The 25,831-nt window shown below is 49.4% G+C and carries 25 protein-coding genes and 1 pseudogene; 17 read left to right on the top strand and 9 right to left on the bottom strand.

Features of this window, described 5'->3' with window-relative positions; all coding sequences use genetic code 11:
* Nucleotides 1-5 precede the first annotated feature (5 nt).
* Nucleotides 6-1,799 (bottom strand): M14 family metallopeptidase, encoded by a 1,794-nt coding sequence (locus ACO0LN_RS22860; protein ID WP_422977783.1) that lies wholly within the window; start codon nucleotides 1,797-1,799, stop codon nucleotides 6-8.
* Between the two features lie 36 nt (nucleotides 1,800-1,835).
* Nucleotides 1,836-3,143 (bottom strand): TRZ/ATZ family hydrolase, encoded by a 1,308-nt coding sequence (locus ACO0LN_RS22855; RefSeq protein WP_422977781.1) that lies wholly within the window; start codon nucleotides 3,141-3,143, stop codon nucleotides 1,836-1,838.
* 144 nt (nucleotides 3,144-3,287) lie between these two features.
* Between ACO0LN_RS22855 and ACO0LN_RS22850 the strand changes: the two genes are divergently transcribed.
* Complete coding sequence (locus ACO0LN_RS22850) at nucleotides 3,288-3,983, top strand: fumarylacetoacetate hydrolase family protein (protein WP_422977779.1); 696 nt, start codon at nucleotides 3,288-3,290, stop codon at nucleotides 3,981-3,983.
* Between the two features lie 8 nt (nucleotides 3,984-3,991).
* Nucleotides 3,992-4,648: a maleylacetoacetate isomerase gene (maiA, locus tag ACO0LN_RS22845; RefSeq protein WP_422977777.1), complete on the top strand. Its 657-nt coding sequence runs from the start codon at nucleotides 3,992-3,994 to the stop codon at nucleotides 4,646-4,648.
* A 106-nt stretch (nucleotides 4,649-4,754) separates the two neighbouring features.
* Here maiA and ACO0LN_RS22840 read toward each other — a convergent pair whose 3' ends face one another.
* Nucleotides 4,755-5,285, bottom strand: coding sequence for a hypothetical protein (locus tag ACO0LN_RS22840; protein WP_422977776.1), 531 nt, complete (start codon nucleotides 5,283-5,285; stop codon nucleotides 4,755-4,757).
* A gap of 480 nt (nucleotides 5,286-5,765) precedes the next feature.
* Here ACO0LN_RS22840 and ACO0LN_RS22835 point away from each other — a divergent pair, with 480 nt between their 5' ends.
* The 8 genes from ACO0LN_RS22835 (at nucleotide 5,766) to ACO0LN_RS22800 (ending at nucleotide 13,282) form a co-directional block, all read left to right on the top strand.
* Nucleotides 5,766-8,528, top strand: a complete 2,763-nt coding sequence (locus tag ACO0LN_RS22835; RefSeq protein ID WP_422977774.1) for a PAS domain S-box protein — start codon at nucleotides 5,766-5,768, stop codon at nucleotides 8,526-8,528.
* A 169-nt stretch (nucleotides 8,529-8,697) separates the two neighbouring features.
* Complete coding sequence (locus ACO0LN_RS22830; protein ID WP_422952394.1) at nucleotides 8,698-9,270, top strand: RNA polymerase sigma factor; 573 nt, start codon at nucleotides 8,698-8,700, stop codon at nucleotides 9,268-9,270.
* A 14-nt stretch (nucleotides 9,271-9,284) separates the two neighbouring features.
* Entirely contained in the window at nucleotides 9,285-9,674 is a 390-nt protein-coding gene (locus tag ACO0LN_RS22825) for a hypothetical protein (RefSeq protein ID WP_422977772.1), read from the top strand.
* A gap of 1 nt (nucleotide 9,675) precedes the next feature.
* Nucleotides 9,676-9,972: a 4Fe-4S dicluster domain-containing protein gene (locus ACO0LN_RS22820; RefSeq protein ID WP_422977770.1), complete on the top strand. Its 297-nt coding sequence runs from the start codon at nucleotides 9,676-9,678 to the stop codon at nucleotides 9,970-9,972.
* 113 nt (nucleotides 9,973-10,085) lie between these two features.
* Entirely contained in the window at nucleotides 10,086-10,565 is a 480-nt protein-coding gene (locus ACO0LN_RS22815; RefSeq protein WP_422977768.1) for a GNAT family N-acetyltransferase, read from the top strand.
* Nucleotides 10,566-10,567: 2 nt separating this feature from the next.
* On the top strand, nucleotides 10,568-11,527 hold the full coding sequence (locus ACO0LN_RS22810; protein ID WP_422977766.1) for an AraC family transcriptional regulator: 960 nt from the start codon (nucleotides 10,568-10,570) through the stop codon (nucleotides 11,525-11,527).
* Between the two features lie 148 nt (nucleotides 11,528-11,675).
* Nucleotides 11,676-12,743, top strand: coding sequence for an alpha/beta hydrolase family protein (locus ACO0LN_RS22805; protein ID WP_422977764.1), 1,068 nt, complete (start codon nucleotides 11,676-11,678; stop codon nucleotides 12,741-12,743).
* Between the two features lie 107 nt (nucleotides 12,744-12,850).
* Complete coding sequence (locus tag ACO0LN_RS22800) at nucleotides 12,851-13,282, top strand: hypothetical protein (RefSeq protein WP_422977762.1); 432 nt, start codon at nucleotides 12,851-12,853, stop codon at nucleotides 13,280-13,282.
* A 162-nt stretch (nucleotides 13,283-13,444) separates the two neighbouring features.
* On the opposite strand, the gene ACO0LN_RS22795 is transcribed toward ACO0LN_RS22800, so the two are convergent.
* The gene (locus ACO0LN_RS22795) at nucleotides 13,445-15,151 is read right to left on the bottom strand and encodes a cation:proton antiporter (RefSeq protein ID WP_422977760.1); all 1,707 of its coding nucleotides are present in this window, start codon (nucleotides 15,149-15,151) and stop codon (nucleotides 13,445-13,447) included.
* A gap of 1,130 nt (nucleotides 15,152-16,281) precedes the next feature.
* Entirely contained in the window at nucleotides 16,282-16,434 is a 153-nt protein-coding gene (locus tag ACO0LN_RS22790; protein ID WP_422977758.1) for a hypothetical protein, read from the bottom strand.
* 288 nt (nucleotides 16,435-16,722) lie between these two features.
* Here ACO0LN_RS22790 and ACO0LN_RS22785 point away from each other — a divergent pair.
* Nucleotides 16,723-17,085: pseudogene (locus ACO0LN_RS22785) on the top strand (response regulator); the annotation flags it as partial.
* Nucleotides 17,086-17,210: 125 nt separating this feature from the next.
* Here the strand turns inward: ACO0LN_RS22785 and ACO0LN_RS22780 are convergent.
* Both ACO0LN_RS22780 and ACO0LN_RS22775 read right to left on the bottom strand, forming a co-directional pair.
* On the bottom strand, nucleotides 17,211-17,390 hold the full coding sequence (locus ACO0LN_RS22780; RefSeq protein ID WP_422977756.1) for a hypothetical protein: 180 nt from the start codon (nucleotides 17,388-17,390) through the stop codon (nucleotides 17,211-17,213).
* A gap of 230 nt (nucleotides 17,391-17,620) precedes the next feature.
* Nucleotides 17,621-17,827 carry a hypothetical protein gene (locus ACO0LN_RS22775; protein WP_422977754.1) on the bottom strand — a complete coding sequence of 69 codons (207 nt, stop codon included), beginning with the start codon at nucleotides 17,825-17,827 and terminating at the stop codon, nucleotides 17,621-17,623.
* Between the two features lie 489 nt (nucleotides 17,828-18,316).
* Between ACO0LN_RS22775 and ACO0LN_RS22770 the strand changes: the two genes are divergently transcribed.
* From ACO0LN_RS22770 to ACO0LN_RS22760, 3 genes are all read left to right on the top strand, one after another.
* Nucleotides 18,317-18,730, top strand: a complete 414-nt coding sequence (locus ACO0LN_RS22770; protein ID WP_422977752.1) for a BON domain-containing protein — start codon at nucleotides 18,317-18,319, stop codon at nucleotides 18,728-18,730.
* 137 nt (nucleotides 18,731-18,867) lie between these two features.
* Entirely contained in the window at nucleotides 18,868-19,386 is a 519-nt protein-coding gene (locus tag ACO0LN_RS22765; protein ID WP_422977750.1) for a hypothetical protein, read from the top strand.
* 110 nt (nucleotides 19,387-19,496) lie between these two features.
* The gene (locus tag ACO0LN_RS22760) at nucleotides 19,497-21,602 is read left to right on the top strand and encodes a catalase (RefSeq protein ID WP_422977748.1); all 2,106 of its coding nucleotides are present in this window, start codon (nucleotides 19,497-19,499) and stop codon (nucleotides 21,600-21,602) included.
* An 83-nt stretch (nucleotides 21,603-21,685) separates the two neighbouring features.
* Here the strand turns inward: ACO0LN_RS22760 and ACO0LN_RS22755 are convergent, their stop codons facing one another.
* Nucleotides 21,686-22,939, bottom strand: coding sequence for an alpha/beta hydrolase family esterase (locus tag ACO0LN_RS22755; protein WP_422977746.1), 1,254 nt, complete (start codon nucleotides 22,937-22,939; stop codon nucleotides 21,686-21,688).
* Nucleotides 22,940-23,027: 88 nt separating this feature from the next.
* A complete protein-coding gene (locus tag ACO0LN_RS22750; protein ID WP_422977744.1) occupies nucleotides 23,028-23,441 on the bottom strand; it encodes a CopG family transcriptional regulator in 414 nt (137 codons plus the stop codon).
* Nucleotides 23,442-23,787: 346 nt separating this feature from the next.
* Here ACO0LN_RS22750 and ACO0LN_RS22745 point away from each other — a divergent pair, with 346 nt between their 5' ends.
* The 3 genes from ACO0LN_RS22745 (at nucleotide 23,788) to ACO0LN_RS22735 (ending at nucleotide 25,785) form a co-directional block, all read left to right on the top strand.
* Nucleotides 23,788-24,324, top strand: coding sequence for a hemerythrin domain-containing protein (locus ACO0LN_RS22745; protein ID WP_422977742.1), 537 nt, complete (start codon nucleotides 23,788-23,790; stop codon nucleotides 24,322-24,324).
* Between the two features lie 453 nt (nucleotides 24,325-24,777).
* Nucleotides 24,778-25,338 carry a mechanosensitive ion channel family protein gene (locus tag ACO0LN_RS22740; protein WP_422977740.1) on the top strand — a complete coding sequence of 187 codons (561 nt, stop codon included), beginning with the start codon at nucleotides 24,778-24,780 and terminating at the stop codon, nucleotides 25,336-25,338.
* 57 nt (nucleotides 25,339-25,395) lie between these two features.
* Nucleotides 25,396-25,785 (top strand): hypothetical protein, encoded by a 390-nt coding sequence (locus tag ACO0LN_RS22735; protein WP_422977738.1) that lies wholly within the window; start codon nucleotides 25,396-25,398, stop codon nucleotides 25,783-25,785.
* Nucleotides 25,786-25,831: the final 46 nt, after the last annotated feature.

Below are 25,831 nucleotides of genomic sequence, written 5' to 3'. Positions count from 1 at the left end.
CACTTTTATTGAGGAACAAAATCCAGTCGCAGCACAGGATAAACCTGATAGCGCTTATCCCATGATGAATGACGTTGTGCAAAGAACTCCAGGCGCGCAGATGCGCTCTTGGCAAACTCGGCATCTTCAGCAATACGTTTCTCGAAAGCGGCTTTCAATTGCGTATCAGCGGCTAACTGTTCACGTGCAACATCTTCAGCCACATAGGCTTCCATGTATTCCTTGCGTTCAAATGCGCCATTGAACCATCCCCAATTGACCAGTGCATCTGGTGCCTGCGGTTCAAACAAGCCTGCAACCAGCCTGGCCTTTGCCTGGGCAACAGGAATGAACAAAGCACCTCTACGCAGGCTTTGCGTCTGGTTTTGCCATGTTCCCTGCAGCTTCAAGGTTTGCCGTCCTTCAAATGACTGCGCTTGCACGCTGGCCTTGCTGGTAGCGAATTGCTCAGCGGAGACGGCATTCAAGTCGGTATTGAGAATGTGGAATTCTATGCCGTGCTGCTGCAATTTTTCTGCGACCGCTTTGCTGTAGGCGGCAGGTACGATGTAACCGCCTTTCGGCAAGCTGATTTGTGCGTCCGGCACAATCTCATCACGCAATTTTACCTTCCATACTTGCGGCTTGCTTTCATCATAGCGCGTCATCAATGCGCCAGAAATATCTGACATCGTGCGCGTATAGGCATAACCACGGAAGTCTATGTCCCTGGTCTTTTCCGTGGTCTTATAAGTAACAGGCAAACTTTGACCAGCCAACTGCGCTGCACGCTTATCTGCCGCTTTGGTAATGGACAGCCATTGTCCGCCATTTGCCGCCACTTGCTCCAGCACTGATATCACAGTGTTGTGGGTGATGCGTACGCGGGTTGGGTAATCTTTCCACGAGTGGGTTTCCACCAGCATGCCAAAACGGTTGCGTAAAACTGGATAACCGCTGGAGAATCGTGGCGTAGGCACGCTGTCCATAAAACCTGACATGGGATCATCTTCACGCATGAATGACATATAGAAAGGCAAGGGCAATGAACCCTGTCTCGCCAGGTCGGCGATGACATTGTCACGCAAGGCTTTACCCGCTACACGCAAGGCAGCATCGCCTGAATTGACGGGTTCTACCTGTATTGAAATATCATGTTCAAATTTGGCGCCATCGGTCACATGCAAATCAATGACTGCCAGCGGGTCCCAGGTGTTGATCAGTTTGAGCATAGCCTGCATCTCAGGCGCATCTGCCTTCACATAATCGCGGTTCAGGTTAAAATTTTGCGCGGTGGTGCGCCAGCCCATTTCTTCGGGGCCGCGCTGATTTGGGCGATTCCATGCACCAAAGCGTTCATGCCCATCGATATTGAAGACCGGGACAAACAACAGCACTTGCTTGTCCAGCACATGTGGGGCGACTTTATTGTCCAGTATCTCACGCAATGCCAGAAAGCCTGCATCCTTACCGTCTATTTCACCCGCATGTATGCCACCCTGTATCAGGGTGACCGGCAAAGCTTGCTTTGCTACCTGTGCAGGTGTGAAAGCACCGCTGCGTGTCGCCAGCAAAGCCAGCATGGGGCGGTTTTCTGGCGTGCGGCCAAATTCTAGGCAGCGTACTTCTTTAGGATAGTTTCTCTGAAAAGCCTGACATAGCTTTTCCACTTCTTCATAGCGCCCGGTCTTTTTAAAACCGCTTTGTTCAGCGATTGTCTTCAGTGGCGTTGCTGCCTGGGTGCTCGCCAACAACAGGCTGCCGCCTGCGATCAAGCCACTGATAATGCTGCGTTTAAAAATTGAGTTTGCTGGTTTCATACGAAAATCAAAATTTGATAGATTGACATTGAAAGCCTAGGCTGCAGCAACTTTATGCTGCCACCACCTTGCCTTGTCCTTGAGTTGGCCTTCATCCACGGTCTGGAGTTTTCGATCAGCCATCAGGCAGCGTCCATTGACCCAGACGTGGCTGACCTGTTCACGCCCGGCGGCATACACGATTTGCGAGACAGGATCAAACAGCGGCAGGGTTTCAATAGCAGACAGGTCTATCGCAATTACGTCAGCCAGCTTGCCTGCTACCAGACTGCCAATTTGCTGGTCCATGCTCAGGGCTTTGGCACCTGCCAGTGTTGCCATTTCCAGCGCATTACCCGCATTCAAGGCAGTCGGGTTGCTGGACACTGCTTTTGCCAGCAATGCTGCCATGCGCAAGTCGCCAAGTAAATCCAGCTTGTTATTGCTGGCTGCGCCATCGGTACCTATGCCTACATTGACACCGGCGGTTTGCATGGCATGGATGGGGGCAAAGCCAGACGCCAGCTTCAGGTTACTGGCGGGATTATGAGCAATATGCACGCCTTGCTGTGCCAGCAGTTTTATTTCATCTTCGTTCGCATGCACCATGTGCGCAGCAATCAGGTGTGGTGACAACAGTCCCAGATTATGCAGGCGCTGCAAAGGGCGCATGCCATGGTCGCGAATACTGTCATTGACTTCATCCATGGTTTCATGGATGTGGCAGTGGATGCCCATGTCATGCTTATCCACCAGTGCCACTATCTTTTTGAAAGTCGCATCTGATACGGTATAAGGCGCATGCGGGGCCAGGCGGAAAGATACACCGCTTTGCCCCTTGAATGTCTGATGTGAAGCCAGTGCTTTTTCCAGATAGCCATCAGCATCGGCTGCATAGCCGGTAGGAAACTCAAGCACACTGCAACCGACCACGGTGCGCATGCCGGTGTGCAGGCCTGCACGTGCCACATCGTCGTTATAAAAGTACATATCATTGATGGTAGTGGTTCCACCGCGCAGCATTTCTGCCATCGCATATACACTGCCGTCGAAGACGAATTCTTCTGACACATGTTTTTTTTCGGCCGGCCAGATGTGATTGTGCAGCCAGTCCATCAGACTGAGATCATCTGCCAGACCACGCAACAGCGTCATGGCAGAATGGCCGTGCAGGTTGATCATGCCGGGCATGACGGCATGTTCAGGCAATTCCACATGCTGCGCATCAGGGTGCCGCAGGCGTGCCTCAGCACTACTGAGTATGTCCAGAATTTTTTCATCTTGCATGACCAGTGCATGCCCGCTCAGGACAGTAGCACGTGGTTCTATGGGAATCAGGTATTTGGGATGTAAGCAGGTTTTCATATTATTGGGCTCCACTATTGTTCATGCATTATAACCAGTGTCATTCAATATGGCTTTGGCAAGCCTGAATGGCAATTGCGCCATGTGACAGAGACTGAATGAAAGTGCCATAATACCGTCTGGTATCAGAAATCAGGAGCAGATATGGATTACCTTTTCCCGCCTGTACAGCAAGCCGCCGTACCCATCGCTGGTGGTACAGCGTATTTTCCTGTGCACAGGATTTACTGCGTAGGGCGCAATTATGTAGAGCATGCCAAAGAAATGGGATGGTCAGGGCGTGAACCACCATTTTTCTTCATGAAACCGGCTGATGCCATATTGCCCGCCAAGCAGGGTAGCATCGGTGAAATGCCTTATCCACCCATGACCGTTAATCTGCATCATGAAGTAGAATTAGTTGTCGCCATAGGCAAGGGCGGCAAGAGTATCCGCGCTGAAGATGCACTCGGCCACATCTGGGGTTATGCGGTCGGGCTGGACATGACACGCCGTGATCTGCAGGCCGAAGCCAAAGACCAAGGGAGGCCCTGGTGCACATCCAAAGGGTTTGATTTTTCTGCGCCTATAGGCCAGATCCACAGGGCAGATACCGTACAAGGCATGGAGCAAGCCCATATACGTCTGGATGTGAACGGACAAGTCCGGCAAAATAGTGATACCAGCAAGCTGATCTGGAGTCTGGCAGAAATCATCGCCTGCCTGTCTGAACTATATACCCTGCAACCCGGCGACCTGATTTATACAGGAACACCAGAAGGTGTGGCAGCGGTACAGCGTGGCGATTTGCTGGAAGCCTCGATCACGGGTTTGAGTGATCTGAAAATCAAAATGGTGTGAACATTATCATGAAACTATATGGATATTTCCGCAGCTCTGCTTCATACCGTGTAAGGATAGCCCTTAATCTCAAGGGGCTCGATTATGAGCAGGTAGCGATTCACCTGGTCAAAAATGGCGGTGAACAATTGACGCCTGCTTACGGTGCTTTGAATCCGGATGGGCTCGTACCTGCATTGCAGGACGAACTAGATGGTGAGAGCGCTACACTGACGCAATCGATGGCGATCATTGAATATCTCGATGAAGTGTATCCTGATGTCGCCATGCTGCCGTCCGGCGCTCTGGATCGTGCTCATGTCAGATCGCTGGCCTTGTCGATAGCCTGTGAAATTCATCCGGTTAATAATTTGCGGGTGCTGAAATATCTTTCAGGGACACTGCAAGTCAGTGATGAGCAAAAGAATGCCTGGTACCGCCACTGGTGCGAAACCGGCCTGGCAGTACTGGAACAAAAACTGGCAGCCGACCAGCGCACCGGGCGCTTTTGCCTTGGCGACACGCCGGGATTTGCAGACTGTTTTTTGATACCGCAAATCGCCAATGCTCAAAGGTTTAATTGCGATTTAACTAGCATGCCTACCATCATGCGCATACATCAGGCTTGCAATGAGCATCCCGCGTTTATCAAGGCAGCACCGGCTAATCAGCCCGATGCAGAATAGCAGGGCAAAACTGTTGGCAAATATTTTTGCCTCATGATTTTTGTTGATGCATAAAAAAGGGGCCAGAAAACTGGCCCCAGTCATGCCCCGCTTGCATAAACAAATGCTAATGCGGTATTTCGGGATTGTCGTGGCTATTTGCCAGCGTATCGTTGAGCACAGAAATCAGCAGTGAGCGTGTCAATTTTGACTTGGTAGTATAACCATCAATGGCAAAGGTCTCGCTGACATGCTGCTCAGGCGCATAACCTGGCTGACCTGTGCGTAATACGATGCGCAAATTTGGTAGTGACATTTCATTGCGGATGACACTCACTAGCTTCAAGCCTGCATCAACAGTTTCCATCACCACATCCAGCAAGATCAGGGCAATATCAGGAGTTGAGCGTATGATGCTGTGCGCTTCTTTGGCAGAATAAGCATGGATAAATTCCAATGGCCTGCCATGGATTTTAACGCCGCTCAATGCCAGCAAGGTCGTGTCATGCACATTGCTGTCATCATCTGCGATCAGGATTTTCCAGGGATGCAAATCCAGCTTGGGCTGTAAAGACTCTTCATCTTCTTCAATAAAATCAATGACATCATCGTCCTGACTTGCACCCAGCGCACAGTCAGAAACTAAATCATTTCCCAAATGTGAATATATACCTAGCGATGGCGATCTTTCATTATTTGCCAAAATGTTACAAGTCATTTGGGCCCGAAAAAGATCGTTTTGTAACAAGCCGGGTGTTCTACTGTGTTGATTCTTCATCAGTGTGCTCCCTGTTGCTTGAGTAAGTTTCAATTCAATCTTATGTGAACCAGACTGCATAATCAAGACCAAAGAAATGGAAAATGTTAAATAATGATTATTGCAACACTGGTACGTAACATAAATTGATATTCCTCACGAATTGTGCTGATGTTCGGTGCTACTATTTACGCCATAAACTGAAGCTCTATCGTTGAATATACAGCAAAATCGGGCAAGTCCTATGCTATTGGCCTAGCCCTGGTGTTAGAACCCATGTTTACATGGCAGCACACCTGAATCGAGAACGGGTATGGGACTAGAAGTTTTTTGGCACAGGCAGTACGGGTAGCTTAATTACGTCTTTGTTACGTCTTCATTATGTCTTCCATTATGCCTTCCACTTATCTTCCCGCAGCCATGCTGACCTCACTGGTCACTTCATTTCTGACCATGCTGGTGTTGTTCTATATCCAGTATTTGCATTTGCATCCCAGGGCCAGCAGGTGCTGGGCTTTTGCCTATGCCTGTCTGGTGATGCAGCAACTGTGCCATCTTCTTGGTGATGGACAAAGCCTGGTTTTTAATCTGGCGGCAGATGTCTTCCTGTCTGGCTATATCTGTTACCTGTGGGCGGGTACGCGCATCTTCCACGGCGTTACTGTGTTTGTCATGCCCGTCATGCTGAGCTTTGCGATTGCAGTACTCTGGCTGTTGATGACGTCACTGACTGCGGTTCATTCATTGTGGCGGATGCTGCCTGTTTACCTGGCTTCCGGCCTGGTCATGCTGGCAGCCTCGATGACTTTTTTGCGCACTCGCAGTGAAAAACATGTGCTGGGGTTTATCCTGCTCGGCGTATTGCTGGGCTTCAAAGGCATATATCTGGCTGGCTCGCCATTCCTGCAAAACCAGCCAGAATATCTGGTGCTTGGTTTGCAAGCCTCGACATTGCTGGACCTGACCATAGGCATGCTTTTTCTGGTTGCGGCCTTATTGCGGCAGCAAGATGATGCCGCTCGCATGAATGATAATTTGAAACAGGAAATGGAAGAGCGCAAAAATATAGAGCGCCTGTCCAAAGACCGTGAAACCCTATTTGAAAAAGTTTTCCAGATGGTGCCAGATGTATTGGCGATCTGCCGTGAAAAAGATGGCCGTTACCTGGATGTGAATCGTCACTGGGAAACCATTACCGGCTACTCCAGAGAAGAGACCCTGGGGCGCTATTCACTGGAATTGAATTTATGGATAGATGTCAGCCGGCGCGCTGAGATGCTGGCGACCTTAAGACGTGATGGCGAGATCAATAATTTCGAAGGCCTGTACAGGCATAAACTGGGACATGCTTACCACGTGCTGATCTCGGGCACCCTCTTTGATGTTGGTGGTGAACCATACATCGCCTATGCCATGCAAGATATCTCGGCCCTGCGCAAGGTTGAGCAATTGCAGGAACAGGCCGAGCGTGATCTGCAGGAGCGCGAGAAATTGCTATCAACCGTATTTCAACTTGTGCCCGATACCCTGACCATCACGAGGATGGCGACAGGTGAATATGTCGATGTCAACCGCAACTGGGAACCAATGTCCGGCTACACCAGAGAAGAAGCGATAGGCCATACCTCAAACGAAATACAGCTATGGGAACAACCTGAACAAAGGGATGAGCTGATCAGGCAGATACAGCTACATGGCGAAGTCAGGAATATGCAAATCGCTTTCCGCCATAAGCAGGGTCACACCAGCAATTGCCGTATCTCGGGTTCCAAGTTTGAGACAGGGGATGAAACCTATTTGCTACTGTCCTCACGCAATATCGATCAGGAGCTCAGTGCAGAAACTGCGCGCCTGCACGCTGAGTCACTATTGCGCGAGAATGAACAAAAATATTCCACACTCTTTCAATTATCGCCTATACCTCTGGGGCTGGTCGATGTCGAAACCGATTGCATAGTTGAAGTCAATGATGTCTGGCTCAAGGAACTCGGTTATCAAAGGCAGGACATAGTAGGCCGTACGACGCTGGACATGGGCATAATCCGGCAAGCTGAGTTGCGGGCGAAATTCAATGAAGACCTGGGGCGTGAGAAGAAGATAGATCAACTGGAAGTCCGCATCAGTAACCAGGCCGGGGAGGAAGTAATTTTCCTGTTGTCAGCCAGACTGATCAGAATGCATGACAAGGCCATGTGCATTTTTTCTTTGCTGAATGTGACCAGGCAAGTTCAGGTAGAGCAGGAGATTCGTGAAATGACGGCGCAGTTGGAAGAGCGCGTCAGGTTGCGCACACTCAATCTGCAGCAAGCTAATGCCGAACTTGCGGCAGCCATGGAATCATTGCGGCACACTCAGGATGAACTGGTGCGTTCAGAAAAAATGGCGGCCCTGGGTTCACTCGTGGCTGGGGTCGCTCATGAATTGAACACGCCCATAGGTAACAGCGTGACCGTGGCCAGCACTCTGCAGGACCAGACCAGGGATTTGGTGCGCGATATCAATGATGGGAAGTTGAAGCGCTCAGTGCTTGATCATTATCTGGAAAGTGCAACGACTGGCACAGCCTTGCTCATGCGCACACTCGGCATGGCGCGCGAGTTGATCGGCAGTTTCAAGCAAGTCGCAGTTGATCAGTCAAGCAGCCATAGGCGGCAATTTGATTTAAAGGTGGCGCTGGAAGAGCTCATCGTCACCCTGGCACCCATGTATAAAAACTCGCCTTATCATCTCGTGACTGAACTGGCACCCGGCATAGGCATGGACAGTTACCCAGGCCAGCTGGGACAGATCATGACGAATTTCATGACTAATGCATTGACGCATGGATTTGAAGGACGTGAGTCTGGCGAAATGCGTCTGAGCACGCAATTACTGCCTGATGATCAGGTACAAATTATCTTTGCCGATAATGGCATAGGCATGACAGAGCAAATACAAAAACGTGTTTTTGATCCCTTCTTCACGACCAAACTGGGGCAGGGCGGTTCTGGCCTCGGTATGAATATCGCCTATAACCTGGTGACTGGCGTGCTGGGTGGTGAGATACGGCTGGAGAGCAAACCAGACGAGGGAACCCGTTTCATCCTTGTAATTCCGCTGCATGCACCTCAATTAAGTAGCGAAAACGAGAAAACGGCAGGGTGAACCACATACGTGATTTTTTGAATTTTCAATATCATTCCAGCAAACTGTTTCAGAAATAAATTGTTATTTGATAACATTTTTTCTCTATCCTATGCGCTGATATGCAAGTGTTTGCCAATTACTTTGCCTGTATCTGCAATATTCGCCCTTATTGCGCGTCTTCACAGGCATGGAGACTACACATAACCCACCAGAGCTGATGGCTGACCAGAATAAAGACCTTGCTGAAACGGTCAGGCGCGAACGTGGGCGGCTGGGTAGCTTCATACGCAAGCGCGTGGCAGACGCCAGCGAGGCAGAGGACATTTTGCAAGATGTCTTTTATGAGCTGGTCGAGGCTTATCGCCTGCCGGAGCCTATAGAACAGGTTGGTGCCTGGCTGTTCAGGGTTGCCCGCAACCGCATCATAGACCGCTTTCGCAAGAAAAAAGAAGTCGCCCTGCCTGATGTAGAGGAGGGTAGTGAAGATGAATCCTGGCTCGACAGAGTCATGCCATCTGTAGATGAAGGACCAGAGGCCGCCTATGCACGCAATGTCATGCTGGAGGCCTTGTATGAAGCCCTGGATGAATTGCCTGAAGAGCAGCGCGATGCTTTCATAGGCCATGAAATCGAAGGGCTGAGCTTTAAGGAAATGTCCGCCGCTACTGGCCTGGGCGTTAACACTTTGCTGGCGCGCAAGCGCTATGCCGTCTTGCATCTGCGCATGCGCCTGCAAGACTTATTGGAAGAATTTAACTAAGACAGGAGTTTGATATGTTAATGCGATTTAGAGTATTAAAAATCATGGTGGTAGTGATCGCTGGCATCAGCGCACTGAGCTGGGTAGTCATGATGTTGTGGAACTGGCTCATGCCAGCTTTGTTTGCCGGTGCCCGCAGCATCGATTTTTTGCAAGCGCTGGGTTTGCTGGTGCTCAGTAAAATCCTGTTTGGCGGCATGCGTGGACATGGTGGCTGGCATAAACATGGCGAACACCACTGGCATCGTCGCTGGGAAAAACTGACGCCCGAAGAAAGAGAGAAATTCCAGCACGGCATGTTTGGCCGCAGAAGGCACAGGGATGAAGCGTATGCCCAGGCTTGCCGCCATCATGAAGATCATGACAACAGCCATAAACCTGAAAACAAGCAGGAGCAGGCTTGAAATGCAGAATGCAAAAGAAGTAGCCTGCAAACAGGAGCCAGGCATCATCGTCCCTGTCATCAACTTCAGCAAGTGTGAAGGCAAGGCGGATTGCGTGCCAGTTTGTCCGGAAAACGTGTTTGAAATTCGCCGCATTGCCGCCGAAGACTACAAGCAACTGGGTTTGCTGGCACAACTCAAGCAAAGAGTACATGGCATGAAGGTAGCCTATACTCCCAATGCCGATGCCTGCCGCTCTTGCGGTTTATGCGTCAAGGCCTGCCCGGAAAAGGCAATTACTTTGCGGCGCTCAACATAAGGGAAGGATGCATATTTAAGTAAGGCCCAGACGGATGTTTTAAAATAGTCATTTGAGCAGGCGTGATAAATACCTGCGATCCATAACTCTGCATTACCAAGGAGGAGCATTTGATGACTATTGTAATTCGTGAAGCAGGGCCTGCTGATCTTGAAGAAGTTCTGCAACTGCGCATGCGCCTGTTCGACAAGCTGGTCGATTTTAATAATGGCAAAGTTGTCGATGAAGATTTGTTGCAATCGACCCGCACCTACTTCAGCGATGCCTTGCAAAGCGGGGCTTGTAAAACCTGGGTAGCCGAGAAAGATGGACATCTCGTTGCCTGCGGCTCACTCGCCATCTTCGTCCGCCCACCGTATCCGGGTAACGTGGCAGGCAAGGATGCTTATCTGCTCAATATGTACACCATGGCAGAATATCGCAAGCAAGGCCTGGCCAGAAAAATATTGCAACAGGCCATGCAGTATGCCCGTGAACAGGGCTTTGCAACAATCTGGCTGCATGCCACTGAAGATGGGCAGGCTTTATATGCCTCGGAAGGGTTCGAGCCATCGGCCAAATACATGGAATGGGAAGTCGGGGTGGGAGTATAAACTTGAGCCTGCTTCCAACGAGGAAAAATGCACAGGCATGCCAGCATCAGTCTCATTACCAGGCGCGCATGCACAGGGTGCTGGAACATATAGACCGTCACCTTGATCAGCCACTTGATCTGGAGGTGCTGGCCGGGGTCGCACATTTTTCACCGTATCATTTCCACCGCCTGTTTGCTGCCTGGATGGGCGAACGCCTGGGCGACTATGTGCGTCGGCGCCGTCTGGAAGCCGCAGCATTTCGCCTGTTTGCGCAAGCTGGTACACCCGTGCTGGAGATTGCCTTGTCAGTCGGCTTTGGTTCGGCAGAGGCATTTACCCGTGCCTTCAAAGACCGGTTTGCTTATACGCCAGCGGCTTGGCGGCAATATCAAATTGATTTGCAGCGTACAAATAGCAAGAATAATCAAGTGGTAAGCAATAATGATCAGGTCCAGTCTTATGCGTCATTTCATAATGGGGTCTCTTCCAGTTTAAAACAGGTGGCCAGCATGGACGTTAAATTAATACACAGAGAACCAGTCAATATCGCTTATCTGCGCCATATAGGGCCTTATGGGGCAGAGGTAGGCCAGTTCTGGGCAGAGGTTGTGTCGCCGTGGATGGCAACACATAATTTGTTCGCAAGGGCGCGCTATGGCATTAGTCATGACGACCCCAGCATTACTGATCCGGCGCTTTGCCGCTACGACGCAGCAGTTGAGCTGCCAGAAAATGCCCCTGTCCCCGGAAATGCCTTGCTGACCAGCATACCCGGTGGCGAATATGCCTCACTGCACTTCGAAGGCAGAAGCACTGAAATCGGTGAAACCTGGGCAGCCCTCCTGCGTGACTGGCTGCCTGCCAGCGGCTATCAGATCGATGCCAGACCCTGCTTTGAATACTATGCACCCGATGCCTGTTTTGACCCGGAAACCGGCATCTTTGACTGTGACATCTGCATCCCGGTTATTCCTCTTTGACATGCCTTACTGAAGGCAGCCTTATGACCTGAGTCAGGTCGCGACAATTCTTTGCATGCTCAACGGCACATTGCTGCCGCTGCATTTTTACGCCCATTTTTTGGAGTTCACGAATATGATGTCACTTCTTCGCTACTGCATAACATCCTTGATTTTACTCGCTGCAAGCAGCCTCTCTGTCATGGCAGCCGGGGCGGAGCACAAACCCTATCCCGTAGGTTTGAAGCTGGTGCAATATGAAGATGCCAGCCGCCTGGCCTGGACGGGTAACAAGGCACGTCCCCTGGCAACGGCAATCTGGTATCCGGCTCAGGCTGGTACGGTCGAAAAAGACTGGAACGTGGCTATCTTCAAGGCGGGCCGCAATGCGATAGATGCACCCATGCTGCACACAGCCGGGAAATTGCCCTTGATCCTGCTCTCACATGGCACGGGGGGCTCGGCAGCATCCATCGCCTGGTTTGCCGAGAGCCTGGCAGCACACGGCTATATAGTCGCCGCCGTCAATCACCACGGCAATACCGCGTATGAAGAGCATACCAGGCTCGAAGGCTTTGTCGTCTGGTGGGACAGGCCGCATGATTTGTCAGTGCTCATCGATAAACTGCTGGCAGACCCCGCTATCGGCCCTGGTATTGATACCCAGCGCATTGCCGTGGCAGGTTTTTCTATCGGTGGCTATACCGCTCTGGCCAGTGTAGGTGGCCGGATCAGCTATGCGCAATGGCAGGAATTTTGCGGCAAATACGCCACTAACCCAAATTGCACATTGCCTCCAGAAGCCAAATTCAGCCATGAAGACTTGCAGACGCTGCTTAAAGAAAACCAGCGCGTCAAAGCTGAGATTGCCAAATCTGGCGCAGACTACAGCGACAGCCGGATCAAGGCCGCCTATGCCATGGCACCTGTCATGGGCAGGGTAGTGACCAAAGACAGCATGGCCGCCATCAAAGTACCTGTGCGCATTGTGGTTGGGGCTGATGATGATCAGGCTATTCCAGAATTTAATGCCCAGGTCTATGCTGCAAATATCGTTGGCAGCAGTCTGCTGACACTGCCCGCAGTAACCCACTATGCTTTTTTGGCAGAGTGCAATATGCTAGGCAAACTGGCGGCACGCCAGGTTTGCATAGACCCTGCCGGGTTTGAACGTACTGCCATCCATCAACAAGTAGCAGCGGATGCCAGGAAATTTTTTGAGGATAAGCTGCGGTAGTTTGTGCCCATTGCTGATCCTTGGCTAAGCTGATTTAAACGGCAGGGCATGATACAGTTTTCCAAGTCAAATCCTTGATATGAACCCTGCAATATGGTCCCGGTAATATGAGCCCTGTATTTCATTTCAGTTTTGAAAGCCACTGGCGCAGCGCGCCGCTGGCTTATTGGGTGCATATACCTATAGCAGGGCAGCCAGACAGTTTTTTGCCTGCTGCGCCACCCTGCATACCGCACCGTGGCTATGCAGTTCTGCATGTGGAATTTGAACAGTTTGATCTGGTGTTCAGTGCGCCTGCACAACTCGATCATTTTATTGCCGTGCTATCGACCAAGCCCTTGCCCACATCTGGCCAACTGTCTGCCTTGCGTAATGCGCCGGTCGGGCCAAACGGACACTGGCTCAGCCGCCTGCCAGCGGCTTTGAAAGCACCACGCAAGCGGGGCAGGCTGGTACTGCTCATCAGCGAGATACGCAGCCTGGTCGTGGATAAGGAGAAGCCCGACAGGTTTGACTGGGAAAACCAGCACATCAAGTGAAGTATCGACAATCTTCACGAGCCTTTTGAATGATATCCAGCATTTCACAGGTTGGATAAATTTTTCAAATTACGAAGATGCTCAGGGCGCTGCAAAAGATGCCATTAAAGAAACTACATAAACTTAGCTGCAGTTGCCAGGACTACCATGGCATTCAATTGCTTAATGCCCGGCATCATCAGGCTTGAAGCGATTTACTATGTGCACCGCCATGCCTTTTGCCAGTTCTTCTTCGCCATAAAAGACATCGCCTATCTCTTCCTTGCGCAAGAGTATGGATTCATCTTCGCTATGCGTGCGCAACAAAACTTCAATGCCAGGGTTCAGGGTACGGGCAGTTTTTGCCATTTGCCGCACATTCAGGGTGTCTGGCGTTGCCACAACCAGCATCGCAGCATTGGTGATGTGCGCCTGTATCAACACTGCCGGGTCGGCGGCATTACCAGAGACAGCGGCGATGCCTTTCTTGCGCAAATCTTCGACCACTTCACGGTTCTGTTCAGCCACCACATAAGGGATGCCACGCTCATCCATGGCCAAAGCAATACGGCGGCCAACCCTGCCATAACCCACCAGCACCACCTGGCCTTCCAGATATTTACGCTCAGTCGTCATTGGTAATTCAGCATAAGGGTCTTGTCTTTGATCAAGCTCTCGCGCCAAGTTAGAATGCGACAAGGCCCATTTCCTGAGTGGCCCTATCAGCGCGAAAAGGAAAGAATTCAAGCCTATGGAAATCAGCACCCCTGCCAGTATCAAACTCATACCCTCTTGCGGCAGCAAGCCCAGCGACAAGCCCAAACCAGCCAGGATGATGGAGAATTCGCCAATCTGCCCCAGGCTTGCACCTATCGCCAGCGCCGTATTAAGCGGGTAACGCAACAAGATCGCCAGTGCAGAAGAAGTAAAGAAGTTACCCAGTATGACAATCGCCACCACGCAAAGCACACGCAAAGGTTGCGCCGTCAAAATCGCAGGGTCAAATACCATGCCCACCGACACAAAAAACAAAACTGAAAACGCATCACGCAAGGGCAGTGATTCTTCCGCCGCACGATGGCTGAACTCCGATTCACGCATGACGGTGCCAGCAAAGAATGCACCCAACGCAAACGATACGCTGAATATCACAGACGCACCATAAGCGATACCAATTGCAGATGCCACCACCGACAGCGTGAACAATTCACGCGAACCCGTACGCGCCACCTGCCACAACAGCCAGGGCAAAGCACGGCGGCCAACCACCAGCATCAAGGCAATAAAGGCAGACACCTGCAACAGGGTTTTACCTATCGTCATCCACAGTGGCGTCGTACTTTCGACCACCGCTGTCGTGCTGCCCAACACGCCTGCCAAAGGTGGCAGCAACACCAATACCAACACAGTCACCAAATCCTGCACTACCAGCCAGCCTACTGCGATGCGACCATTCATGGTGCTCAACAGATTGCGCGCTTCCAGTGACTTCAACAACACCACTGTACTGGCACAAGCCAGCGACAAACCAAAGATCAATGAGCCACCCACACTCCAGGTCCACCACGACGCAATCGCCATACCCACAGCCGTGGTAATCCCCATTTGCAATACCGCGCCAGGAATAGCAATGCGCCGCACCGCCAGCAAATCTACCGGCGAGAAATGCAAACCCACCCCAAACATCAGCAACATGACGCCTATCTCTGACAACTGCGATGCAATATGCACATCCGCCACAAAGCCAGGTGTGGCAGGCCCAATTACTATCCCTGCCAGCAAATAGCCAACCAGGGCTGACACCTTGATTTTCTCCGCAATAAAGCCAAGAACAAGCGCTCCTGCAAAAGCGGCTGCGACGGTAGTGATCAAAGAAATGCTGTGGTCCATTCGGCTCCTTAAATTTAATGACCCGCAATAACAGCGCGTGATAGAGGTTGAAGTGATTGAGTATTCGGACGCCATGATTTACATGTGGCTTGCGGTAGGTATTGCTGTATTTCGGGTAGCTGGGTAGCAAACACTTCAAGCTATTTGAAGCAGAGCATACTTGGCTTTGTTGATGCAGTGGGAAATACTAGAGCTAATATTGCTGTTGGTCAAGAATATGTATCAGCAGACAGTGCCTGAAAAATTGCCTGCAGCGAACTTGAAGTAAAAAATCAATTAATGCATTAGCTTATTTGCTGCTTGCATTCACAGGATCATCCTCGACACGTATGCTTAATTGACCATTCACAACGGTTAAAACATAAGTAAATTTTTCGGCTCCAGGCAAAGGCCCTTCACCGTTATAGTCTCTTGGCTAAAAGTTTAGCGGAAAGGTGTTAGCAAATAATGTACACCGCTCTATGTTATAGACTTCATCAGGTCAGAACTGGTAGCTGGTCGTCGCGCCACGCCTGATGTCACCATATTTTATTTTACCAACCACCACAGAAGTAAAATCGGTATCAGAGTTGTTGCGCACGCGAACCTCTGCAGCATTGCCCACCGAAAGCATTGGAACTCATTTCATCAATAGGGGTGAGTGCGAAGAAGACGATTTGGGATGCAGTGCAAGGCGTGACCCGCTGCTAAGGCTGGTGCCTTAGCGAGGGGCGCAACGCAGCAATGCGCTCAAATCGTCAGTTCCCGGAGGGTTTGCCTCATAACGCGCGCTGGACTGCGTTGGACTCATTATCAATAGCACCGCTATTGACTGCCTCGTCCGCCTTGCCAGCCCGCGTTATGAGGCAAACGCATCTCATCACTATTGATGAAATGAGTTCTAATATGAGAGTCGAAAGTAAAATTGCTTTCATAAAATATCTCATGGTGATATCCGATGCAGCTTTGGAGCGGCAGACCACGCGTAAATCAATGAACCATGCCAATTCAATCGATCCGGGCTATTCGACCAGACAGTGCATCTGAAGCATGAGCACGTTGAGACCGATTCCTGCTCAAAGTGCAATCAGGCGTTAGTGAGATTGTAGCTGAGTCATAAGAGCTTCGTGCCGTGTTTTGTCGCCAGGGAATCAGCGATATCCTTCAAAATCCAGCAATACATTGATCACATTGATATCGATGTCTTGCACCATGTAGCCAACTCCCATCACAATTGAAAGTATCGAAGCCAAGCGAAACCACGATTGCATCCGCTGCATAGGCAGCGAGCTTGCTTCAGGCATTAGCCAGGCATGCTTTAAAGTGACGTTTTATTTCGACAGGTGAGATGGAAGCAATCGAGTATCATGGCCGGATGTTAAGCACAACATCGCACATAGGCTTTTTCAGCACCTTACCGCACCATTAAGAGAGTATCTCAGGTTTAGAGTTGTATTATTTCAATAACCTGTTGCAGATCATCTCAGTTAGCCTTCAGTTATTGTCTGCTGAGATTGCAGGCAATCAACATGCAGAGAGGCGGGTCACTACAAGAAAGCAGGCTGGCTCTGCAGGTAACAGAAGAAATTATTGGAGGACATGAAACCATTCTGGTTGCCGAAGATGATGAGCAAGTTCGGACTACTGTAATCACGATGCTGACCACTTTGGGGTATACCGTATTACATGCTGCCGATGCACAGAGCGCATTGGCTATTATCGAGGCCGGCGCCAAAATTCATCTTCTATTTACTGATGTTGTCATGCCAGAACCATTGCGTAATCCCGAGCTGGCGCGCAAAGCCCGCGAGTATTTGCCAGAACTGGCTGTATTGTTTACTTCAGGGTATACACAAAATGCTGTCGTGCGCAGAGGGGGGCTTGATGCAGACGTGGAATTGCTCAGCAAACCTTATAGCCGCGAAGCGCTCGCGCGCAGGATTAGGTCAGTAATTGCTAATAATGCCAATGAGCATTAATCACAAGAAGCATTAATCGCAACAAGCATTAATGGCAAGGGCCATGAAACACTTGACAACAAGTTATGGCGACTTGCTAACTCTTGAAGTTTATGTGTTCGTCAGGATGAGAGCTTAGTCAAAGCGATATCATTTTTGCGCAAAAACTTATCTTTGGCCGCACTTATTTCCATGTCCGACATGGACGGCAACCTACTAATCACTTTGTCGAGTTCATCTTTAAAGTCAGCACTGCTTACATGTTTGATGTCGGAAGGGTTTTCGGTAATTTTCTTTCCCATGATTATTACTGTTCATTGAACCTCAGTTTCATGAATAACCTGGCACTTGACCATCATCAAGTGCAATCTAAATAAAAGTGGTGGAACGATGTATGTGCCCATCATTTGCCCATCAAGTGCTTATCTTCGAGCATACCTCGTTCGTTCAACATCAGGATGCAAAAGCCAGATGCTCAGCGGCAATAATAACGTAGGTAGCCATTCCCGAGTTTTTCAATCACACACAGTTTTTAGCTGGAAAAATACATGGTTCGCAAGTTCCTGCGGTGTTCTTCCAGTTTTTTCATATGGATATGGTGGGTTGTGGAAGTCAAATTTTTCGATTTCTTGGCGTTACCCATGTCTGCCGCCGTTACGACTGGCGTGACCAACTGATCATTCAGTGTAGAAATATTTTGATTTTTAGTTGAAAAATGGAAACCGAAAAAATTTTTCATGATGACTCCTCTGAAATATGGGTTGGTTAAATAATATTGTGTCCAGGAACAAAAACCAGCGAGTAGCTAGCGGTACCGCAGTATCAACAATATTGCGAAAGAGATGTCATCATAAATAGAATCGATCCTGCAAAGAACAGGACAACAGCGACCCGCTTTGTAGGAGATATCCTACCACCACCCTATATGCGATTTGCGCAGCAGATTATGCATACTCCATATGTTTTTCTCCACAAAAAATATTTTCATATTTCTTTGAATTGATTTTAGCGCTGTTCTCACGGCGATAGAAATAGGGTGCATTTCTGCTATGAAATGCCTTGTTGCCGCAGCATTTTTGTAAAGCAAAAAATAGTGATTAATTTATTAGTGATTGTACTAATTTTGAGTGCCTGATCATCGCTGCGTGTTGGTTACCGCACAGATGCAATGGATCCATTTTCTTAATCTATCGCTACTTGTCCACTTGGACTTAAACGGGAGAAATGAATGGGACGAATACTCAATACAATCGGCGTTACTTCATTGCTGGCTCTGGCTACTTTGCCAGGTACTGTATTTGCAGCTGATCCTGTACCGGTAGTTACACAAGGTAAAGCCGCATCAAATGTGGATAACTCCGAGATCAATAACCGCGACAAAAATGCCGCGAACAAAACGCCGGAAGATCAATTCAATACACAAGAAGATCGCCAGGTCCTGGCAGCCATCAGGCGCTCAGTCGTTGGCGACAAATCACTGTCAGTCCTGGCACACAACGTCAAGATTATGGTGAATGCAGGAACGGTGACTTTGCGCGGACCAGTCAAGACGGCAGACGAGAAAGTGAAAGTTGAAAAAATTGCCCAGGCAGTCAAGGGCGTCACTTCTATCAATAATTCGCTGGATGTGAAAACAAATTAAGCAGAAAAACAGACAAGCAAACAGGGCTGTGAGCGAGTCTGTAAGGTAGCTATATCAGGACTAAAGAAGTAAAAAACAAAGCAGGAAACAAAGCAGGAAACTACGTACGTAAAATTTACACCACCAGAGGAGTTCATATGACAACCGCAATTTACTGTATCGCAACAAACCGCGTTCAAGCTGAAAACATCGTCGATAATTTGAAACTTGCAGGATTCCCAAGTGGCGATATCTCTGTCTTGTTCCCCGATCAGACTGGTACCCGGGATTTTGCGCATGAACAAAATACCAAATTGCCTGAAGGTGCTGCCACCGGTGGCGTTGCAGGCATGGGCGTAGGTGCCATCCTGGGTTGGTTGACAGGCATTGGTACACTGGCTATCCCAGGTGTTGGTCCTTTCATTGCTGCGGGCCCTATCATGGCTGCCTTGAGCGGTGCTGCACTGGTTGGTGCGGCAGGCGGCATCATCGGCGCCCTGGTTGGTCTGGGCATTCCTGAATATGAAGCAAAACTGTACGACGGTAAAATCCGCGGCGGCAACATTCTGATCTCTGTTCATACAGATAATTCTAATGAGGCCTCGAATGCAAAGGAAATTTACAAAAAGGCTGGAGCTGAAGATATCAACTCTACATCCGAGGCGAGTGTTTCTTAATTTTCTACCAGAGTAAGCGAGTAGTGACATCGTAAAAACGGACTGCTCAGTTAAACAGAGCGGTCCGTTTTTTTTGCCTATCATCCCCATTTTTTTGTAGATTGCCTACCATGCCCAAAACCAAGACAGCCGCAGCCAAAGCAGAAATAGAAGAAACAAAAGGCCTGACTTCCGCCTCCATCGGCAATGGAGGGGAACTACATCAGATTGCAGGAAAGGCACATCCACAATTGACGACAAATCAGGGTGTCGTTATTGCAGATGACCAAAATTCTTTGAAAGCCAGCGTCAAGGGGCCGACCTTGCTGGAAGATTTTATTCTCAGGGAGAAAATTACTCATTTTGATCATGAGCGCATTCCAGAACGTATCGTCCACGCACGCGGTACGGCAGCGCATGGCTATTTTGAGCTCACACATTCGCTGGAAAAATATACGACTGCCAAAATATTGACTGAAGTAGGGCATCAAACGCCGGTATTCACCCGTATTTCCACAGTTGCTGGTGGCTCTGGTTCTGCGGACACACCAAGAGATGTACGCGGCTTCGCCGTCAAATTCTATACATCAGAAGGTAACTGGGATCTGGTAGGGAATAATGTGCCTGTGTTCTTTATCCAGGATGCGATTAAATTTCCGGATCTTATCCATGCCGTGAAAATGGAACCTGACCGTGGTTTCCCTCAGGCGGCAACAGCCCATGACACATTCTGGGATTTTATTTCTCTTACACCAGAAGCCATGCATATGGTGATGTGGATCATGTCAGACCGTACCTTGCCAAGATCGTTGCGCATGATAGAAGGTTTTGGCGTACACACTTTCCGGCTGATTAGCAAGAGCGGTGATTCGACTTTTGTCAAATTCCATTGGCGTCCAAAAGCGGGCTTGCAATCGACGGTTTGGGATGAAACAGTCAAAATTGCCGGCGCCGATCCTGATTTTCACAGACGTGATTTTTTTGAAGCTATCACTGCAGGCGATTTTCCTGAATGGGAACTGGCGGTACAGTTATTTACGCAGGAAGAAGCAGATCAATTCCCATTTGATCATCTTGATGCGACCAAGCTCATCCCCGAAGAATTGGTACCACTGACTGTCGTAGGGCGCATGGTGCTTGACAGGTGGCCAGATAATTTCTTTGCAGAGACTGAGCAGGTGGCATTTTGCCCTTCCCATATCGTTCCCGGCATCGATTTTTCAAATGACCCCTTATTGCACGGACGTTTGTTTTCTTATCTGGATACGCAATTATCCAGGCTGGGTTCGCCCAATTTCCATCAAATTCCCGTCAATGCGCCGAAGTGCCCATTCGCCAATCACCAGCGTGACGGGCATATGCAAATGGCACGCCCTGTCGGCAGGGTCGCCTATGAGCCGAATTCGTTGGCAAAGGATGCGCCACGTGAGGAGCCTGCAACAGGTTTTACAAGCATGGCTGAACCTGTGGCTGGTGATAAAGGCCGTATCCGCCCTGAAAGCTTCGCCGATCATTACAGCCAGGCACGCCAATTTTATGCCAGCCAGAATGCAACTGAACAAGCGCATATAGTCTCAGCACTGGTCTTTGAATTATCAAAAGTCGAGCACGCGCATATACCAGCAGCCATGGTCGGCCATATGCGGCATATCAATGAAGACCTCGCGCAGCGCGTTGCTGCCGGACTCGGCCTAAGCGACGTGCCAGCCGCGCCATCTACTCACGCAGAAATACAAGACTTGCCTGTGTCCCCAGCTTTGGGATTGATAGACAAAATGAAGGATACCCTGGCTGGTCGTGTGGTTGGTATTCTCATCTCCGACGGTTCAGATGCCAGAATACTGGACAAAGTCAAAGCGGCTGTTGAAGCGGCAGAGGGCAAGTACAAGCTGCTTGCTCCGCGCATCAATGGCATACTTTTGTCAGATGGCAAAGAGGTCAAGGTGGATGGTCAACTGGCAGGCAGTCCTTCGGTCATCTTTGATGCTGTCGCTATTATTTTGTCTGATGCATCTGCAAAAAAACTGGAACGGGATATGGCAGCGAAAGGCTTTGTCAGTGATGCCTTCAGTCACTTGAAAGCAATAGCCTATGATGCTGGCGGCGAAGTGTTGTTGAATGCTGCAGGTATTGATAAAGACGACGCTGTCATATCGACAGATCAATTGAAAGACTTCATCGCTGCCGCAAAAACACGCTTATGGGTTCGCGAAGAATCCGTGCGACCACCTCTATAAGCAGCCTTAACGGCAAAGCACTGGTGAACAAGGAAAAGCCTGATGCATAGTGATTGCATCAGGCTTTCTCTTTTAATATCGCGTTACACCTGCTTCTGATTTACTTGCGACAAAAAGAAACGCAGCATTTCCCGGCTGGCATCTGGCCCCGCTGCATCAGTAAAACTGCCTTGACTATTACCGCCGGACCAGGCGTGGCCAGCGCCATGGATGACCCATTGTTCGGCAGGTGCAGGGTTTGCGCCAGTTTGTTGTGAAGAGGCATTTTCAGCATAGCGCGTGCGTGTATAACGTCGGCCAAGTTTGCCGCTACCATCTTCTTTTTGGGCTTTCAATGCGCTTGACTGCTTGCTGCCCAGATATCGCGCCATGATACGGTCAGCATTCTTGCTATTGACGGTATGATCCTGATCACCATGAAAGACGATGATAGGCACTGCGTTTCCTGCAACCGGTTTTTTAATCTGATTTGCTGCGCCGCGCATCGCCGCCAGCGCCGATGGCAAATCACTGGCTGCGCCAAATGGCAGACCCGAATGGATACCAACTGCGGCATAGAGCTCAGGATAGGCATCTGCCATGATGGCTGCCATCGCACCACCCGCTGACATACCAGCGACGAATACGCTGTCTGCATCGACATGATAGTTGGCCATGATGTCACGGGTGATGCCTGCGATCAGCGATGGTTCGCCCTGGTCGCGCTGTTGATCCATCGCCTTGAACCAGTTCCAGCATTTCGATGAGTTGGCTCCCTGGTCCTGAGCAGGATAAACGACCAGGCATTGCTGTTGTTCTGCAATCAGGTTCATGCCTGTGCCGGTCGCAAAATCATCTGGTCCTTGCGTGCAACCATGCAGCATGACGATCAGAGGCAAGGCTTTTCCTTTATCGCCATTGTAGCCGGAAGGGATATACAGTTTATAACTACGTTTGCCGTGTGCATTGACATAACTGCCGCTGACAAAGCGGCCAGCATCTGTATTGTCATTTTTGTGAGTTTGCGACACATCGGCATCAATGATGTCTGCCATGTATCTTGCATTAGCTGATGGCGGGATTGGCCTTTTTTCAGGAGCCGGGTTGATATCATGTAAAGACGATTCCTGAAATGTATCGCTTTGTTGCCCAGGCGCAGGGTCGGCATGACTTTCTGTCTTTATCATGCCAGGCAAGTGATCATTCAGGGTGCGTTGTATCAGTTCTGTGACGGCAGTTAATTTTTGCAGTTGCTCTGGGTTCATGGCGGTCTGCGCAGGTAGAGCAAATGCCTGTGCATCTCGCCAGGACAGGCTGGCCTTGCGCATACGGGCCAGCAAATTTTGATTGAAATTCATTTGGTGCTTTCAGTGTGCATATGAAATAGCTTACGGAATGGCTTGAAGAATGACGTGAGAAATAGCGGCAATGCTTAATTGTTCATTGTTAATTGATGCGGTCTGCAAGGGCTGCCTTCACTGCGCTGCTGGCCTGGAATGTTCCTAGCACAGAGATGGAGGCAATGCTTGCGACTGCGAGTTCAGGGCTGACATCTGTCGCAATGCTGGCTAAACCCAGCACCTGTATTTGCAAACGCTCGCCCGCATCCCGCACGGCTTCAAGATCAGCACGCGTGTAATGCTGCATGCCTAATACCAGACTCCTGCGCGTGACGGTCTGGCGTATGACTTCAGCATGCGTCAGCAATTGGTTGCGTATTGCGGTACGTATCAGATCGGTACGATTGGAATAAAAACCTTCCTGCACCAGCAGATCGACCTGACCCAGATCAACCAGGCCAAGATTAATCGTAATTTTTTCTGTATCGCTGGCCTTGGGCCGTATATCGGTGACGCTCATGGCATGCCTTTTTTATATTTTCTCTAGGTTTTACTGGCAAATAACATCCATATGGATGGTATTTGGATGTTTATTGGAGTATATCAATGGATTTTATAAAGTAAAGCTTTAATTGCAGCGACAAGAATCCCTGCTTTTTGTCCTACATGCCTTGGGGGCTGAGGCTTACTCGCATTTACAGGCACAGGTTTTAAGATGGAATCTACCTGTTCGCTTCTGGGTAACTGATTTTTTACTGAGTTTGCAACAGGTAATTCATCAGACTATTTTTTGATTAATTATCCGAAAACCTACGTCCATCAACGACGCCATCAACGACATCATTAACGACATTGAAGGAAACATCATGCGTACTGCGACTCCTGCGGCAAAAGCCAAATCCGTAAAAATCCCTGCAGTTGTTCTCCCCAAGAAAACCAAAGGCGCTAAAGCGCAAGATGCAGTCAGCCTGCTCAAGCAAGATCATAAAAACGTCAAGGCATTGTTCAGCAAGTTTGAAAGCCTGGGTGACACAGCTTTGGTGAGCAAGAAAAAAATTGCTCACCAAATTTGCCTGGAGCTCACCAAGCATACAATTGCAGAAGAAGAAATCTTTTATACAGCCGTACGCGAAGCGACGACAAATACCGACGATATGCTGGATGAAGCCACTGTCGAACATGCTACCGCCAAGGATTTGATTGCCCAGATATTGAGCATGGAACCAGGTGATGATCTCTATGATGCCAAAGTTAAGGTATTGTCAGAACAAATTGAACATCATGTGAAAGAAGAGGAAACTGAGATGTTTCCAAAGGCAAAAAAAGCAAAACTTGACCTAGTTTCTTTGGGCGAGGCTATACAAGAACGCAAGGACGAGATTACTCTGCCATCCCTGCAGTAACGACACATGTTCTGGGCCCGGGGCTGTAAAAAATCTTTCAGCCTCGTGTTCCAGGCCAGCGTAGCAGCATGTTGACGATGAACACAGCAAATCATCAGACGCAAACTTTTCAGACTATAGAGACAGCGATGTTGCCATTCGCCTTGCCTCACACTAGCTGTCTGTGCCAGTACCAATATGGCTTCACTGGGTCGGATCAGGATTAAAGCCTGGCAGCCAGTTCAATTTTCAGCCTGAGCATACAAGGGCGGCACTCATGGTGTAAATAAAAAAATTTCAGGATAATGATGGATTTTCAATCGGCCTTTCAATCAGCCATCAATACGCATTTTCTCGACATTCCACTGATTAGCTGGATTACCGCTTGCGGCGTTGCCGTTTTTGCCTATTTTGTCATGCATGCCATGATCGGTTTTTTCAAGCGCAGGCTGCTTGCAGATCATTGGCCTGGTAATGACCAAATTGTGCGGGGACAGTGCGCATGTCGCCAGCTTAGTGCCGCAAATCCTGGGTAGTACAAGCAATATTACACTGGTGATTACCTCGGTATTGATAGGTGTAGCCATTCTTGATTTGCCTGCACGCTGGAGTGACCGTGTAAATCATTTATGGTTTCTGGCATTTGGCCTGCAACTTGCGTTGTGGATCAATAAAACCATCAAGGTATTGAGCAAGCGCTACTTTACATCGGTCGCGGAAGATGGTGCGTCGGTCAACCGCGTTTCGCATACGGTCATTGTATGGGCCTTGCAATTTGTATTGTGGGTGGTTTTTTTGCTGGACATGTTGTCAAACGTGGGTATCAATGCACCCGCATTCATGGCCAGTCTGGGTATAGGCGGTATCGCCATCGCGCTGGCGGTACAAAATGTGCCGGGTGATTTGTTTGCTTCTCTGGCGATTGCGGTCGATAAACCTTTTGAAGTGGGCGATGCGATCAATATCAATGGCATCACTGGCACGGTCGAGCATGTAGGTTTGAAAACCACTCGCTTGCGTGCCGATAGTGGTTAACAGATTGTGATTGCCAATGCCGATTTGCTAAAAAATACCCTACGCAATTTCAAGCGCATGAAAGACCCCCGCGTGCAATTAGTGGTCAAGGTCGCATCTGATACGCCGCCTGATATAATGGAGCAGGTTCCACCCGTGTTGCGCAATATAATCGAAGAGCAGCCAGAAGTTCGTTTTGACCGCGCCCACCTGAAATTATTTGACCGAAATTCCATCGAATTTGAGGTAATTTATTATGTGCTCAAACCAGAATATGGGCTGTACATCGACACGCAGCAGGCGGTCAATTTAAAGATCATGCAGGAACTGCTTGCGAGAGATATTTCTTTCTCTGATCCTGTACAAAAAATCAAATATCTGAATGTGGCAGGCATAGAAAAGGTGGAAGCCAGCGAAACTCGCAGGCCTCAGCAAGCCAGCCAGACAAAGTTGTCGCGCCAGTTTTGAGAGGCTTATCAAGAATAAAAGGCGGTGCAAGCGGGCTACCCCGATG

The organism is Undibacterium sp. TC9W, from assembly GCF_049339865.1.
In the GTDB taxonomy this organism is placed as follows: Bacteria; Pseudomonadota; Gammaproteobacteria; order Burkholderiales; family Burkholderiaceae_D; genus Undibacterium.
The sequence above is the reverse complement of the archived record's forward strand: the minus strand, read 5'-3'. Positions and strand labels throughout refer to the sequence as shown.